General features: G+C 69.9%; 13 protein-coding genes. 6 read left to right on the forward strand and 7 right to left on the reverse strand.

Features of this window, described 5'->3' with window-relative positions; all coding sequences use genetic code 11:
- Positions 1–32 precede the first annotated feature (32 nt).
- Positions 33–1,682: a glucose-6-phosphate isomerase gene (gene pgi, locus ACFXMV_RS20530; RefSeq protein ID WP_378498746.1), complete on the forward strand. Its 1,650-nt coding sequence runs from the start codon at positions 33–35 to the stop codon at positions 1,680–1,682.
- Position 1,683: 1 nt separating this feature from the next.
- Here pgi and ACFXMV_RS20535 read toward each other — a convergent pair whose 3' ends face one another.
- Complete coding sequence (locus ACFXMV_RS20535; RefSeq protein WP_378498745.1) at positions 1,684–2,493, reverse strand: FAD:protein FMN transferase; 810 nt, start codon at positions 2,491–2,493, stop codon at positions 1,684–1,686.
- A gap of 273 nt (positions 2,494–2,766) precedes the next feature.
- Between ACFXMV_RS20535 and ACFXMV_RS20540 the strand changes: the two genes are divergently transcribed.
- Together ACFXMV_RS20540 and ACFXMV_RS20545 are read left to right on the forward strand one after the other, a co-directional pair.
- On the forward strand, positions 2,767–3,753 hold the full coding sequence (locus tag ACFXMV_RS20540) for a diiron oxygenase (RefSeq protein ID WP_378498744.1): 987 nt from the start codon (positions 2,767–2,769) through the stop codon (positions 3,751–3,753).
- Positions 3,754–3,783: 30 nt separating this feature from the next.
- Entirely contained in the window at positions 3,784–5,544 is a 1,761-nt protein-coding gene (locus ACFXMV_RS20545) for an FAD-dependent oxidoreductase (RefSeq protein WP_378498743.1), read from the forward strand.
- Positions 5,545–5,635: 91 nt separating this feature from the next.
- Here the strand turns inward: ACFXMV_RS20545 and ACFXMV_RS20550 are convergent, their stop codons facing one another.
- Entirely contained in the window at positions 5,636–6,400 is a 765-nt protein-coding gene (locus ACFXMV_RS20550; protein ID WP_378498742.1) for an SDR family oxidoreductase, read from the reverse strand.
- A 17-nt stretch (positions 6,401–6,417) separates the two neighbouring features.
- Entirely contained in the window at positions 6,418–7,002 is a 585-nt protein-coding gene (locus ACFXMV_RS20555) for a helix-turn-helix domain-containing protein (RefSeq protein ID WP_378498741.1), read from the reverse strand.
- A gap of 95 nt (positions 7,003–7,097) precedes the next feature.
- Here ACFXMV_RS20555 and ACFXMV_RS20560 point away from each other — a divergent pair, with 95 nt between their 5' ends.
- Positions 7,098–8,069: an NAD(P)/FAD-dependent oxidoreductase gene (locus tag ACFXMV_RS20560; protein WP_378498740.1), complete on the forward strand. Its 972-nt coding sequence runs from the start codon at positions 7,098–7,100 to the stop codon at positions 8,067–8,069.
- Positions 8,070–8,084: 15 nt separating this feature from the next.
- On the opposite strand, the gene ACFXMV_RS20565 is transcribed toward ACFXMV_RS20560, so the two are convergent.
- Together ACFXMV_RS20565 and ACFXMV_RS20570 are read right to left on the reverse strand one after the other, a co-directional pair.
- Positions 8,085–8,819, reverse strand: a complete 735-nt coding sequence (locus ACFXMV_RS20565; RefSeq protein WP_378503500.1) for a Clp protease N-terminal domain-containing protein — start codon at positions 8,817–8,819, stop codon at positions 8,085–8,087.
- Positions 8,820–8,879: 60 nt separating this feature from the next.
- The gene (locus tag ACFXMV_RS20570) at positions 8,880–9,341 is read right to left on the reverse strand and encodes a nuclear transport factor 2 family protein (protein WP_378503501.1); all 462 of its coding nucleotides are present in this window, start codon (positions 9,339–9,341) and stop codon (positions 8,880–8,882) included.
- A 139-nt stretch (positions 9,342–9,480) separates the two neighbouring features.
- On the opposite strand from ACFXMV_RS20570, the gene ACFXMV_RS20575 reads away from it, so the two are divergent.
- Positions 9,481–10,953 (forward strand): dihydrolipoyl dehydrogenase family protein, encoded by a 1,473-nt coding sequence (locus ACFXMV_RS20575; RefSeq protein ID WP_378501410.1) that lies wholly within the window; start codon positions 9,481–9,483, stop codon positions 10,951–10,953.
- Positions 10,946–12,436, forward strand: a complete 1,491-nt coding sequence (locus ACFXMV_RS20580) for a carboxylesterase/lipase family protein (protein WP_378503502.1) — start codon at positions 10,946–10,948, stop codon at positions 12,434–12,436. Before ACFXMV_RS20575 ends, ACFXMV_RS20580 begins: the two co-directional genes overlap by 8 nt.
- 90 nt (positions 12,437–12,526) lie before the next feature.
- Here the strand turns inward: ACFXMV_RS20580 and ACFXMV_RS20585 are convergent, their stop codons facing one another.
- Both ACFXMV_RS20585 and cobF read right to left on the reverse strand, forming a co-directional pair.
- Positions 12,527–13,405: an Fpg/Nei family DNA glycosylase gene (locus ACFXMV_RS20585; RefSeq protein ID WP_378501411.1), complete on the reverse strand. Its 879-nt coding sequence runs from the start codon at positions 13,403–13,405 to the stop codon at positions 12,527–12,529.
- A gap of 93 nt (positions 13,406–13,498) precedes the next feature.
- Positions 13,499–14,239, reverse strand: coding sequence for a precorrin-6A synthase (deacetylating) (gene cobF, locus ACFXMV_RS20590; RefSeq protein WP_378502504.1), 741 nt, complete (start codon positions 14,237–14,239; stop codon positions 13,499–13,501).
- Positions 14,240–14,338: the final 99 nt, after the last annotated feature.

Consider the following 14,338-nt stretch of genomic DNA (forward strand, 5'->3'; position numbering starts at 1 on the left):
CGCGGCCCGTTCGCCCCCACTAGTCTCGACGTATGAGTCTCGACATCACCGGCACGGCCGCCTGGCAGGAGCTTCGCGCGCACCACGAGCAGGTCGGGACGCGGCACCTGCGCGAGATCTTCGCCGAGGATCCCAAGCGCGGCAGCGAGCTCACGGTCACCGCCGGTGATCTCTACATCGACTACAGCAAGCACCGGGTGGAACGCGAAACCGTGCGACTGCTGATCGAGTTGGCTCGCGCGGCCGGGGTCGAGGAGCGCCGGGACGCGATGTTCCGGGGCGATCACATCAACACCTCCGAGGACCGCGCCGTCCTGCACACCGCGCTGCGACTGCCAGCCGACGCGACCCTGGTGGTCGACGGGCAGGACGTGGTCACCGACGTGCACGAGGTACTCGAACGGATGGGACGCTTCACCGATCGGCTGCGCTCGGGCGACTGGCGCGGGGCGACCGGCGAGCGCATCACCACCGTGGTCAACATCGGCATCGGCGGATCCGATCTGGGTCCGGTGATGGCGTACCGGGCACTGCGGCACTATGCGGACGCGGGCGTCGCGGCCCGGTTCGTCTCCAACATCGACCCGTCGGATCTGGTCAGCAAACTGGCCGGCCTCGACCCGGCGACCACGCTGTTCATCGTCGCCTCCAAGACCTTCTCCACCCTCGAAACCCTCACCAACGCAACGGCGGCCAGGCGCTGGCTCACCTCGGTGCTTGGCGACGACGCCGTCGCCAAGCACTTTGTCGCGGTGTCAACCAACGCCGAACGGGTGGCCGAGTTCGGCATCGACACCGACAACATGTTCGGCTTCTGGGACTGGGTCGGCGGACGCTATTCGGTGGACTCGGCGGTCGGGCTGTCGCTGATGTGCGTGATCGGCAAGGAGGCGTTCGGCGAGTTCCTCGAGGGGTTCCACACGATCGACCGGCACTTCGCGACGGCCCCACTCGAGAACAACGCCCCGGTGCTGCTCGGGCTCATCGGACTCTGGTACTCGAGCTTCTTCGACTCGGATTCACGTGCGGTGCTGCCCTATTCGAACGATCTGGGGCGATTCGCGGCGTACCTTCAGCAGCTCACCATGGAGTCCAATGGCAAGTCGGTGCGTTCCGACGGCTCACCGGTGAGCACCCCGACCGGGGAGATCTTCTGGGGTGAGCCGGGCACCAACGGCCAGCACGCCTTCTATCAGCTGCTACATCAGGGCACCCGGCTCTCGCCTGCCGATTTCATCGGATTCGCCGAGCCCACCGATGATCTGCCGACGTTGGACGGCACGGGCAGCATGCACGACATCCTGATGAGCAACCTGTTCGCCCAGACCAAGGTGCTCGCGTTCGGCAAGACCGCGGAGGAGATCGCGGCCGAGGGCACCGCGCCGGAACTGGTGCCGCACAAGGTAATGCCAGGCAACAGGCCCTCGACGACCATCCTCGCGCCACGGATCACCCCCTCGGTGCTCGGCCAGCTGATCGCGCTGTACGAGCACCAGGTCTTCGTCGAGGGCGTCGTGTTCGGCATCGATTCGTTCGACCAGTGGGGCGTCGAGCTGGGCAAGACCCAGGCGCTCGAGCTCGGGCCGATCCTCACCAACTCCGAAGCCCCTGCAGAGCAAGGAGATTCGTCCACCGACACGCTGGTTCGCTGGTATCGCGGCAGGCGCGGCCGCGCGGTCTGACCTACGCGACGTGCCCGTGCGGCAACAGGTGCGTCCAGGCATCGGTGATACGCACGGCGCCCCGCCGGTACGCGACGCGGCCGGCGAGCTCGTTCTCGTCGAGCCAGCGCAGCGCGGCCACTCCCCGGTTCACGGCCGCGGCCGCCGCCGCATACGCCCACAGACTGTCCTCGGTGATCACCGTGACTCCGTCCAGTCCCCCGTCGGCGTCCCACTCCGCCAGGACCGCGGGCCGCGCGGAGGCCATCGACTTCCCGGTGAGCACCTCGATCGGCGCGCCAGCCCCGATCTCCACCTGCCAGCCCCCGATCGGACAGTGCCCGGCGGTCGCGATGGTGTCACCGATCCGGGCGAGGACGCCGCATTCGAGGGTGCTCGCGGCGATCTGGGCCACCCGATCCGCGGTGCCTGCCTTCGCGGTGTTCGTGATGTCGAGATAGACGCCGAACGGGGCGAACACCGTATCTCCGTCCAACCGCACGTCCTCGAATGTGCAATCGGGGTGAATCGGGGGCACCCGCCGCGGGTCCGCCGTGTCGAGGGAGAGCGGGTTGACGGCGCCGCCGGTCATCCGGGCCGCCCATAACGCCGATCGGATCAGCGCGGTGAGGCGCCGGCTGATCTTGACCGGCATGCCCTGGGAGAGGTTGACGGCGTGGATCTCGGCATCGCCGCGGGTGAGGTCGCAGGCGGCACGGACGTCGGCCAGGGTGGCCTCGGCGATGTCGGCCGCAGCGTCGAGTGCTGCCCCCTCGGTCACCCGGATCTCCACCTCGCTACCCCAGGTGCGCCATTGCGTGCTCGGGACCATGATCGTGCTCCACGGATCGGCCGCCGTGCGGCGGGTCTGCTGAAACCAGTATGCGCCAGGATTCTGAGCTGCGACTGAGCGACTTTTCCTGAGCCTCACCTGCCAGGGCAGATGGATTTCCGTTCCGCCGGCATCGAGATCCCGGATACCCGTAGATTTGCATGCGACTTACGGTTACAGTTATCTGAATCGAAGCAAGCGGCCACCGGCCGCACCGTAGAGACGATGCCGTGCGCGATCGCCTCAGCAACGACAGCGACAGCGGGAGAAGCCATGACACTGACGACAGCGGCCAACGTATCCGACCATGATCGGTACCAGGAGTCCCTGACGATGCTGTCGGAAGCGTCGGTGCACAGGCACTTCGACCCCTTTGAGGACATCGACTGGGACTCTCCCGAGTTCGCGGTCACCCCGAACGACCCCCGGTGGATCCTCCAGAAGGAGAGCGACCCCCTTGGCGGCCACCCCTGGTATCAGGCGCTGCCGCAGGAGAAGCAGATCGAGATCGGCATGTGGCGTCAGGCCAACGTCGCGAAGGTCGGCCTCCAGTTCGAGAACATCCTGATCCGCGGCATGATGCAGTACGTCTTCTCCACCCCGAACGGGTCCGCCGAGGCCCGCTACTGCACTCACGAGGTCATCGAAGAGTGCAACCACACGATGATGTTCCAGGAGATGGTCAACCGGATCGGCAAGGACACCCCGGGGATGGGTCCGCTCCTGCGCTTTATTGCCCAGTTCCTGCCGTTGGCCGGTAACACGCTGCCGGTGATCTTCTTCATGGGCGTGCTCGCAGGCGAGGAACCGATCGACCACCTCCAGAAGTCCGTACTTCGCGAGGACGGTGTCATCCACCCGATCATGAAGGGTGTCATGACGATCCACGTCGCCGAGGAAGCCAGGCACATCTCGTTCGCGCATCAGTTCCTGCGTCGCCGCGTCCCCATGATGTCCAAGGCCGGCCGCTTCGTCGCCTCTCTCGCCATGCCGCTGATCATGCGGATCCTGTGCGACGCCATCGTGGTTCCGCCGAAGCAGTTCTGGGACGAGTTCGAGATCCCGAAGCAGGTCAAGAAGGATCTGTTCTGGCGCACCCCGCCTGCACGTAAGGCCCTGCGCGGCTACTTCGCGGACGTCCGCATGCTGGCCACCGAGAGCGGGCTGATGAACCCGGCGTCCCGCCTGGTGTGGAAGGCAATGAAGATCGACGGCAAGAGCTCGCGCTACCGCAGCGAGCCGTCCCGCAGCGCGGCCTGACCAGACCCCCACGATCGGAAGCCGTTCGTAATGCCCCATGTCGTCACCCAGTCCTGCTGCAGCGACGCATCCTGCGTGTATGCGTGCCCCGTCAACTGCATCCACCCGACGCCGGATGAGCCCGACTTCCTGACCGCGGAGATGCTGCACATCGACCCGGCCGCCTGTGTCGACTGCGGCGCGTGTGTCTCGGCGTGCCCTGTCGACGCGATCGTCCCCGAGAAGAAGCTGACCGAACCGCAGCGCCAGTACCTCTCCATCAACGCGGACTTCTACAAGGAACCGAGGGAGGAGCGCGCCCGCATCGGCGGAACCGCGACCCGGCCTGCCCTCGCCCGCGTCAAGGCGGCTCCCGCGGTCGACCGCGGGCGGGGACCGCTGCGGGTGGCGATCGTCGGGGCGGGCCCCGCCGCGATGTACGCGGCCGACGAGCTACTCACCCAGCCCGGGGTGCAGGTGAACGTGTTCGATCGGCTTCCCGTGCCGCACGGCCTGGTCCGCGCGGGCGTCGCCCCCGATCATCAGAAGACCAAGCAGGTCTCCCGGCTGTACGACAAGATCGCCGCCCAGCCGGGGTTCGAGTACTTCCTGAACGTGGAGATCGGCGAACACCTGACCCACGACGAGCTGCTCGCGCATCACCACGCCGTGATCTATGCGGTCGGCGCATCGACCGACCGCGGCCTCGGGATCCCCGGCGAGGATCTCCCTGGCTCGACCTCCGCGACGAACCTGGTGGCCTGGTACAACGGCCATCCCGACCACGCCGACGATCGGTTCGACCTGTCCCACCGGCGGGCCGTCATCATCGGAAACGGCAATGTCGCACTCGATGTCGCACGGATCCTGACCGCGGACCCCGACCGGCTGGCGGGCACCGATATCGCGCCCGCCGCCCTCGAGGCGCTGCGCGGCAGCCGGATCGAGGAGGTCGTCATCGTCGCGCGGCGGGGAATCGCCCAGTCCGCCTTCACGGTTCCCGAGTTCGCCGGTCTGCTCGACGCACCAGACGTCGACGTGGTGGTCCGGCCCGACGAGATGCTGCTGGACCCGACGACCGAACGCCTCGCCCGCGACGGCGAGCTCTCGCATTCCGTCGCGCAGAAGCTGGCGCTGCTCCAATCCGCCCAGCGCCTGGGCGAGCGGGGAACGGCGCGGCGTCGGATCTCGCTGCGTTACCTGCTGTCCCCCACCGCGATCGGCGGCGACGACCGGGTCACCGGCGTCGAGTTCGCCCGAAACGCGCTCGTTCTCGGGGAGGACGGCGCCGTGCGAGTCGAACCGACCGGCGAGACGGAACTGCTCGAGGCCGGGCTCGTCCTCACCTCGATCGGCTATCGCGGGGTGCCGATCGAGGGGGTGCCGTTCGACCACGCGGCGGCGGTGATCCCCAACGCGGACGGGCGAGTGCTCGACGGTCCGGGCGGTTCCGTGCTGACCGGCACGTACGCCACCGGCTGGATCAAGCGCGGACCGACCGGATTCATCGGCACGAACAAGTCATGCGCTCAGGGAACCGTGACCCGGCTCGTCGACGATTTCAACGCGGGTCGGCTGCGCGAACCCCGGTCGAGCGCGTCGGCGCTCAGTCGCCTGGTGCGGGAGCGGCAGTCGGCCGTGATCGACCGGGCGGGGTGGAAGCTGATCGACGAAGCCGAACTCCGGCGCGGCGCCGAGCGGGGTCGCATCCGCGAGAAGATCACCGACCCGGCCGAGCTCGCGTTGATCGCCGGGGCGGCGAATCGTGGGACCGCGACGTCCGTGCTCCGGCGACTCCGTAGGCACCGGTAGTTGATCCGCACCCCTGCTGGACTCGTCGCGGCCGCAATTGCGACCGCGACGCGTAGAAACAGGGTGCGGATCGCGCTACAGGCTGCGACAACTAAAGGAAATGCCCCGTCAGCCGGGTCGGCAGCACCCGCAGCGCCAGGTCGATCGGCCGCCACGGCCAGCCAGGAACCACCGCCCGCCGCGGTTCCCGTTCGATCGCCTTCACCATCGACCGCACCCCCGCGACGGTGTCCGCCATCAACGGCGTCTTGGCCACCGTCTCGTTGATCGCGGTACGGATGTAGCCGGGCAGGATGGTGGTGACGGTGATCGGGCTGCGCGAGAGTTCCGCCGACAGACCCTCCCCGATCGCGGACACCGCGGCCTTGCTCGCCGAGTAGGCGGTCTGCGCCCTCGGCAGTCCGCGCACCGCGCTCATCGAGGACACCAACACCAGGTGACCGGCGCCGCGGGCGCGGAACAGCTCCATCGCCGCCTCCACCTGGGCAAGCGCACCGACGAAGTTGGTCTGCGCGGTTTCCAGGTTCGCCTCGGGCCTACCCGTGCCGATCGCCGCACCCTTGCCGAGACCGGCATTGACGACGATCCGGTCGAGACCGCCGAGCTCGTCGTCCAGCTCACCGAACACCCGGGACACCGCGCGGTGATCGTTGACGTCGAGGGTGCGGACCGCGACCCTGATCGACGGGTGCGCGGCCAGCAGCTCCGCGCGCAGCTCCTCGAGCCGGTCGACGCGGCGGGCGCACAACGCGAGATCGCGCCCCTTGGCGGCGAACTGGCGTGCCATCTCGGCGCCCAGCCCGGAGCTCGCGCCGGTGATCAGGATCCTGGTTCGCGTCTTCGCTGCGGAGGTCACAGCAGGCGAGCCTAGTGTCACCGGCGGGTGCGGACGTGCGCGCGCTCGCCCTGCGGGCCGAACAGGCTCAGGATCTCGGCCGGCTCCGGGCCGGGGTTGCCGAACCAGTGCGGGACGTGGGTGTCGAACTCCGCCGCCTCGCCCGCCGTCAGGATCACGTCGTGCTCACCGAGCACCATCCGCAGGCGCCCGGACAGGACGTAAAGCCACTCGTAGCCCTCATGCGTCATCGGCCGTGGCTCGATCGACGGCGTTCCCGCCGGGAAGATGTGCTTGAAGGCCTGGATCCCGCCCGGCCTGCGGGTCAGCGGGAGGATCGTGACGCCGTTGCGCGTGATCGGGCGGGGGTGGATCCGCGGGTCTCCGGTCGCGGGCGCGTCGACGAGTTCGTCCAGCGGCAGCTGGTGTGCCCGGGCCAGTGGGAGGAGCAGCTCCAGGGTCGGCCTGCGCTGACCGGATTCCAGCCGCGACAGGGTGCTCACCGAGATCCCGGTGCTCTCGGCGAGCTGGGCGAGCGTCGCGCCGCGCTGCCTGCGGATCGCGCGCAGCCGTGGTCCGACGGCGTCGAGGACGTCGTCGAGTGCGTGTGGGTCGTCGGCCATCCACCCAGTTTGCCACTTCGGCAACGTAGCTTGCGGGAATCCGCTCCGGGGATGGACAGTGCAATGGCGAGTCCGACAAGCGGAGGAGAACGACGGTGGAGCAGAAGTACGACGTGGTGATCGTCGGTGGCGGTGCGGCAGGTCTCAGCGGGGCGGTGGCGCTGACGCGGGCGCGCCGCTCGGTGCTGGTGGTCGATGCGGGCGAGCCGCGCAACGCCCCGGCCGGGCACGTGCACAACTACCTGACCCGAGAGGGCACCCCGCCCGCCGAGCTGCTGGTGGCCGGCCGGGCCGAGGCACAGGCCTACGGCGGCGAGATCGTGAGCGGCACGGTGGCCTCTGCCCGCGCCACCGGCGGCGACGGCTTCCGCGTGGAACTCACCGACGGCCGATCGGTGTCTGCCCGCAGGCTGCTGGTGACCACGGGCCTGGTCGACGAGCTGCCAGACGTGCCAGGCGTCGCCGAGCGGTGGGGTCGCGAGGTGCTGCACTGCCCGTACTGCCACGGCTGGGAGGTCCGCGACCGGGCGATCGGGATCCTGGCGACCGGGCCGCTGGCCGCACACCAGGCGCTGATGTGGCGGCAGTGGAGTGCGGACGTCACCGTGTTCCTGCACACCGCGGCCGAACCCGGCGCCGACGAGCTCGAGCAGCTCGACGCCCGCGGCGTCACGGTCGTCCGCGGCGAGGTGGCAGGCCTGGAGGTGGCCGACGACCAATTCACCGGAGTCCGAATGAGTTCCGGCGAGCTCGTGCCCCGCCACGCAATGGTCGTCGCGCCGCGGTTCGAGGCCCGCGCCGGCTTCCTGCGCGAGCTCGGCCTCGAGCCAGCCGAGCAGGCGATGGCCGGGCACGTGATCGGCAGTTACATCGCCGCCGACCCGATGGGGGCCACCGCGGTCCCCGGGGTGTGGGCCGCCGGGAACGTCACCGATCTCAAGGCCCAGGTGATCGTCGCGGCCGCTGCCGGGCTGAACGCGGGCGCCGCGATCAATGCCGACCTCATCGCCGAGGACACCCGCGACGCCGTGCACGCCCGGCGCGCGACGGTGCCGGTCGGCAACTGACGCCGGGCCGGGCGATCACCCCTGCTCGGCGGCTGCTGCCATGGCGGCCACCGCGGTGGTCACCTTGGCCTCGGAGGTTTCCTTGTCGATGCCGAGATCGGTGAGCAGACCCGACCCGTCCTCGAGTTCGAGCAGCGCCAGCAGGATGTGCTCGGTGCCGATGTAGTTGTGCCCCAACCGGAGTGCCTCCCGGAAGGTCAGCTCGAGGGCCTTCTTGGCCTGCGCGTCGAACGGGATGAGTTCGGGCAGCTCCTCAGTGGCCGCGGGCAGGATGGCGGCGGCGCCTGCGCGCACCGCGTCCAGCGACACGCCCTGGGCGACGATCAACGTCGCACCGAAGCCCTCGGGGTCGGCGAGCAGGCCGAGGATCAGGTGCGCGGGACGGATCTCGTCGTTGCCGGCGGCGCGGGCCTCGTTCTGCGCCGCCATCACGACGTTCTTGGCCCGGTCGGTGAACCGGCCGAAGCCCTGACTCGGATCGAGGTCAGCGGATTCCCCCTTCGGCACGAAGCGCTTCTGCGCGGCCTGCTTGGTCACCCCCATGCTGGTGCCGATGTCCTTCCAGGACGCGCCGGACCGTCGGGCCTGGTCCACGAAGTGGCCGATCAGGTGGTCGGCCACTTCGCCGAGGTGGTCGGCCGCGATGACCGCGTCGGAGAGTTGGTCGAGCGCATCGGTGTGCGCCTTCTTGATGCCCTCGATCAGGTCGTCGAGGCGGACGGAGTTCGTCATCTGCGTCGGATTCGCCATGCGTCAACCCTAGGTTGACGATGGGCCGGCGTCAACCCCCGGTTGACGATCGGGGGGTCCTCAGCCCTTCGCCCCACGCGAGGTGGTGTCCGCGCCGTTGGCGGCGGCGATGTGCTTCGCGGTGTCGACGTAATGGCGCATCCGCGAGATCTTCCCGCTCCCGTCGAAGGACCAGACGTGCAACTCCTCGTCGCGGAAGCGGCCGCCGCCGGGGACCACGGCGTCGATGCTGATCTCCGCGACCACCTGGCTCTCCCCTGCCATGATCTCCAAGACCGCGAACTCGCCGATGTCGAAACCGCCGACGATCCCGAAGAACTCGGCCGCGCCGTCGCGACCGCCCCGCCGACGCATCCACGGCACGTCCGCACGCTGCGCAAAGTTGTCGGCCCAGTCCTCCCAGCGCACGTCCTCGGCGAGCATGTCGAGGACCGCCGGGATGTCGCCGCGGGCGAACGCGGCATAGAGCGCTCCCACAGTCGCCGCGTGGGCCGCGGTGCCGGTGCCGGATTCGGTGCTCATTTCGCCCCTCCTGCTCGAGGGTTCTTCTCGCGAATGGGAAGTCATCCCTCCTGGAGTATCGGCCGGTGCGAACGCACCACGCAAGCAGCGGCGTGCCGATACCTCGCCAGCCTCCGCCGCCCGATCTACGGTGGAACACATGGCCACAACGACGGACGACTACGACGTCATCGTGATCGGTGGTGGACCGGCCGGGGAGAACGCCGCCGCGTACGCCATCGCCGGTTCGGATCGGACCGCCGCGATCATCGAACACGAACTGCTCGGCGGCGAATGCTCGTACTGGGCCTGCATGCCGAGCAAGGCGCTACTGCGGCCTGCCGGGGTGCTGGGCGCGGCCCGCGCCATGCCTGGTGTCCGCGAGGTCGTGAACGGCGCCCCGCTCGAACTGCGCGCCGTGCTCGCCCGCCGCGATGAATTCACCAGCCACCACAACGATTCCGGCCAGCGGCGGTGGGCGGGATCGGCGGGAATCGACGTCATCCACGGGTCCGGCACGCTCACCGGCGATCGCACTGTCGAGGTCGCCACCGGCGGCCACGGCGATCCTCCGACCCGCACCCTCCGGGCGCGGCACGCGGTGGTGCTCGCCACCGGGACCCTCGCATCGATGCCGCCGGTGCCCGGTCTCCGCGAGGCGCTGCCCTGGATCTCGCGGGATGCCACCAACCTTCGGGAGGTGCCCGAACGGGTCGCGATCATCGGCGGCGGCGTGGTCGCCACCGAGTGCGCGACGTGGCTGCTCGCCCTGGGGGTGCGGGAGCTGACGCTGGTCGTGCGCGGGTCCGCGCTGCTCGCCTCCGCCGAGCCGTTCGCGGGCGAGCTCGTCGCACGGTCCCTGCGGGAATCGGGCGCGACCGTGCTCTTCGACACGAGCCCGAGCGCCGTCCGCCGAGACCAACCCCACGACACCGGCGTCGGCCGCATCCACGGCGGGCCGGTGACGATCACCCTCGACGGCCAGGGACAGGGTGAGCTCACCGTCGACGAGGTGATCGTCGCGGCCGGACGCCATCCCGCGACATCCGGCCTCGGCCTCGCCGCCGTCGGTCTTCCTGACGGGCGGGCCGCCACCGACGACCATCTCTGCGTTAAGGGTGTGCCCGGCGAATGGCTGTACGCGGTGGGCGACGTCAATGGTCGTGCGGCGCTGACCCACATGGGCAAGTACCAGGGCCGGGTGTGCGGCGACGTCATCGCCGCCCGGGCGGAGGGCCGCGCCTGCCGCGGTGCCCGGTTCACGGCCACTGCCGACCACGCCCAGGTGCCGCAGGTGGTGTTCACCTCCCCCGAGGTCGCCTCCGTCGGCCGAACCGAACGCACGGCCCGGGCAGAGGGCATCGACACCGAGACCGTCGAGATCGACATCGCGGTGGCCGGATCCGCTCTGGCGCGTGACGATTTCGCCGGTCGGGCCAAGCTGGTGATCGATCGCGGCACCGACACCGTGGTGGGCGCCACCTTCGTGGGGACGGAGGTGGCGGAGTTGGTCCACGCGGCCACCGTCGCGGTGGTCGGCGCGGTACCGATGGAGTCGCTGTGGCACGCGGTCCCGTCGTATCCGACGGTCAGCGAGGTCTGGCTGCGCCTGCTCGAGGCCCGCCGTGGCTGACCCGTTGATCGTCGCCACCGATGCGGGCCAGGTCCGCGGCCGGGAATGCGACGGCCTGTGGTCCTGGCGCGCAATCCCCTACGCCGCACCGCCGGTCGGCGAACGTCGGCTGCGCGCCCCGCAGCCGGTCGAGCCGTGGTCCGGGGTGCGCGACGCGCTGCACTTCGGACCCGCCGCACCCCAGTCCGGGCGGGGTGAGCGACGCGGGGTCAGGACCGACGAGGACTGCCTGACCCTGAACGTGCTCCGCCCCGCCACGCGGAGCACAGCCCCGCGGCCGGTGATGGTGTTCATCCACGGCGGCGCGTACAGCGGTGGATCCTCGGCCACCGCGCTCTACGGCGGGGACGCCCTGGTCCGGCGCGGAGACATCGTGTACGTGTCGCTGAACTACCGACTCGGTCCCCTCGGGTATCTCGACTTCGGCGAATACTCCACGCCGGAGCGGCCGTTCGACTCCAACCTCGGGCTGCGCGATCAGCTCGCGGCGCTGCAGTGGGTCCGTCGCAACATCGCCGCGTTCGGCGGCGACCCGGACAACGTCACCCTGTTCGGCGAGTCGTCGGGCGCCAACGCCGTCACCACCCTGATGTGTGTGCCCGCGGCCGAGGGCCTGTTCGCGCACGCGATCGCACAGAGCCCACCCGCTGCCTCCGCCTACGGGCCCGACCGGGAGAAGGCCTGGGCGGCCGAGTTCCTCGAGATCCTGGGCGCCACCGAGGATCCCGCCCTTGCACTCACCACCGCCGGTCCCGACGCCCTGGTCCGGGCGGGCGACGCCCTTTCCGCCCGCGATGCCGACGAGGCGCCGGGCACCAGGGCCTTCGCCCCGCTCGTCGACGGCGACCTCCTGCCGCGGCACCCCCTCGACGCGTTCGCGGGCGGGCACGCGCACCAGGTGCCGCTGATCATCGGCACCAATGCCCATGAGGGAACGATGTTTCCGCGATTCCTCGACATCATCCCCACCGACCCGGCGCGGATCGAGAAGATGTTCGCCGAGACCGAACCCGAGCTCACGGCGCGCATCCTGAGGGCCTACCGGGGCTACCCGGATCGCCGCGCCGCGGTTCGGATCGGCGGCGACGTCACCTTCTGGGAGCCGTCGATCCTGGTTGCGCAGGCTCATTCCGCGACGGCGCCCACCTTCAGCTACCGGTACGACTTCGCCCCGCGACTGCTGAACGTCGCCGGTTTTGGCGCGACCCACGCCTCCGAACTGCTCGCGGTGTTCGGTGTCGGCGATCGGGCCATCGGGCGTGCGGTCACCGCGCTCGGCGGCCGCCGCGGGCTGCGGGCGGCCACGGCCCTCGTGCAGTCGCACTGGCTGCATTTCGCCAGGCACGGCGCGCCCAGGTCGACCTGGCCGCAGTACACGGTGCCGGAGCGTCGGACCCTGATCGTCGACACGACGGCGCGGATCGAGAACGACCCGCACGGCGACCTGCGCCGGGCGTGGATCGGGTACCGGCACCGGCGCTGAGCCCGGGCGCCGGACTCTTCTCACACTCTGTTGCCCGAATGCGCGAAACCCGTCAGTTCGCCGTCACAGTGTGAGACCACTGCGCCGGAACTACTTCAGCAACCGCGACAGCCTGCGGTCGGCGAGGATCTTGCCGCCGGTCTGGCATGTCGCACAGTACTGAAAGGACCGCTCCGCGAAGGACACCTCTCGGACCGTGTCCCCGCACACCGGGCAGGGCATGCCGGTCCGGGCGTGCACCCGCATCCCGGAACGCTTCTCGCCCTTGAGCCGCGCGGCGTCCTGGCCCACCGAGCGCTCCACGGCGTCGGTCAGCTCGGCCCGCATCGCGGCGTGCAGCGTGGCCACCTCGTCCGCGGTCAGCTTGTTCGCGGTGGCGAAGGGCGACAGCTTTGCCAGGTGCAGGATCTCGTCGGAGTACGCGTTGCCGATCCCGGCGAGCACGGACTGGTCGGTGAGCGCGGTCTTGATCCGCTGCGAGGTCTTGCCGAGCAACGCGGCGAAGGCCGGCTCGGTGATGTCGAGCGCGTCGGGTCCGAGCTTCGCGATCCCCGGCACCTCACCGGGGGTGCGCACCACCCAGACCGCGAGCCGTTTCTTGGTTCCCGCCTCGGTGAGGTCGAAGGCCGGGGTCCCGCCGTCGGGGGTGAACAGGTGCACCCGCAACGCCAGCGGACTCTTGCCGCCTGGCTTCGGCGGCGTCGCGCTCGGGTTCTCGGCCCAACGCAGCCAGCCGGCGCGCGAGAGGTGCGTGATCAGCCACAGCCCATCCTCGTCGCCGCACCGGATCCCCAGGTGCTTGCCGAACCGGGCGGCCCCGACGACGTCCTTGCCCTGCAGGTCGGTGATCGGCGGGTCGAACGTCTTGAGCACGCTCAGCGCCGCGATGTCGATTCGTCCCACCACCGAGCCGACGGCATGCGTGCGCAGGAACTGTGCCAGGGCCTCTACCTCGGGCAGTTCGGGCATGAAAACAGAGTAGAGCGGCTTCGCCGCCCGTGCGCGATTCTTACCCCGGTCGGGGTACAAATCGCGCACAGTCCGGGTCAGCGCCGAATCAGGTCAGCGCCGAATCAGGTACGTGTCCATGATCCAGCCCTTGCGCTCCCGCAGCTCGGCCCGCACCCGGACGATCTCGGCCTCGACCTCGCGCAGGTTCCCGGAGATCAGCACCTCGTCCGCGGTGCCGAGGTACGCGCCCCACCAGATCTCGACGCCATCGCCCTGCACCTCGGTGAAGCTGCAATCCGCGTCGAGCATCACCACCGCGTCGCGCACCCCGTCGGGCAGGCCGTCGCGAAGCCGCCTGCCGGTGGTGATGTGCACGGGCTCGCCGATCCGGTTGAGCACGATGCGGTGCTGCGCGGCCAGTGACTGCACGCTGGTGACCCCGGGGATCACCGAGTAGTCGAACGTCAGGGCGCCGCGGGCGAGCACCCGCTCGACGATCCGCAGGGTGCTGTCGTACAGCGACGGATCGCCCCACACCAGGATCGCGCCGACGCCCTCGACCTCCGCGAACCGCTCCTCGAAGATCGCGGCCCGCCGGTCGTGCCAGTCGTCGACGACGCCTTCGTAATCGGACGGCGTCCGCTCACGCGGCGGATCGACGATGTCGACGATCCGGTACGGCCCGCGCATGTGCTCGTCGAGGACGCCGGTGCGCAGGTCGACGAGGTCCTGCTTCTCGGCGCCCTTGCCGATCACGAAGAACACCTCGGCGCGGTTCATGGCCTTGATCGCCTGCACGGTCACCTGGTCGGGGTCGCCGGCGCCGATGCCGATCACGAGGAGTTCACGCATGCCGCGAGGCTATCGCCCGTGAGTCCTTCTGGTCCGCCACGGGGCCGAAAGGACTCACCGGCGGCGGAGCCGCCTAAACTGGCGGCCGTGCACACGCCC

The sequence above is a fragment of the Rhodococcus sp. NPDC059179 genome, from assembly GCF_042754885.1.
Lineage (GTDB): Bacteria > Actinomycetota > Actinomycetes > Mycobacteriales > Mycobacteriaceae > Rhodococcus_G.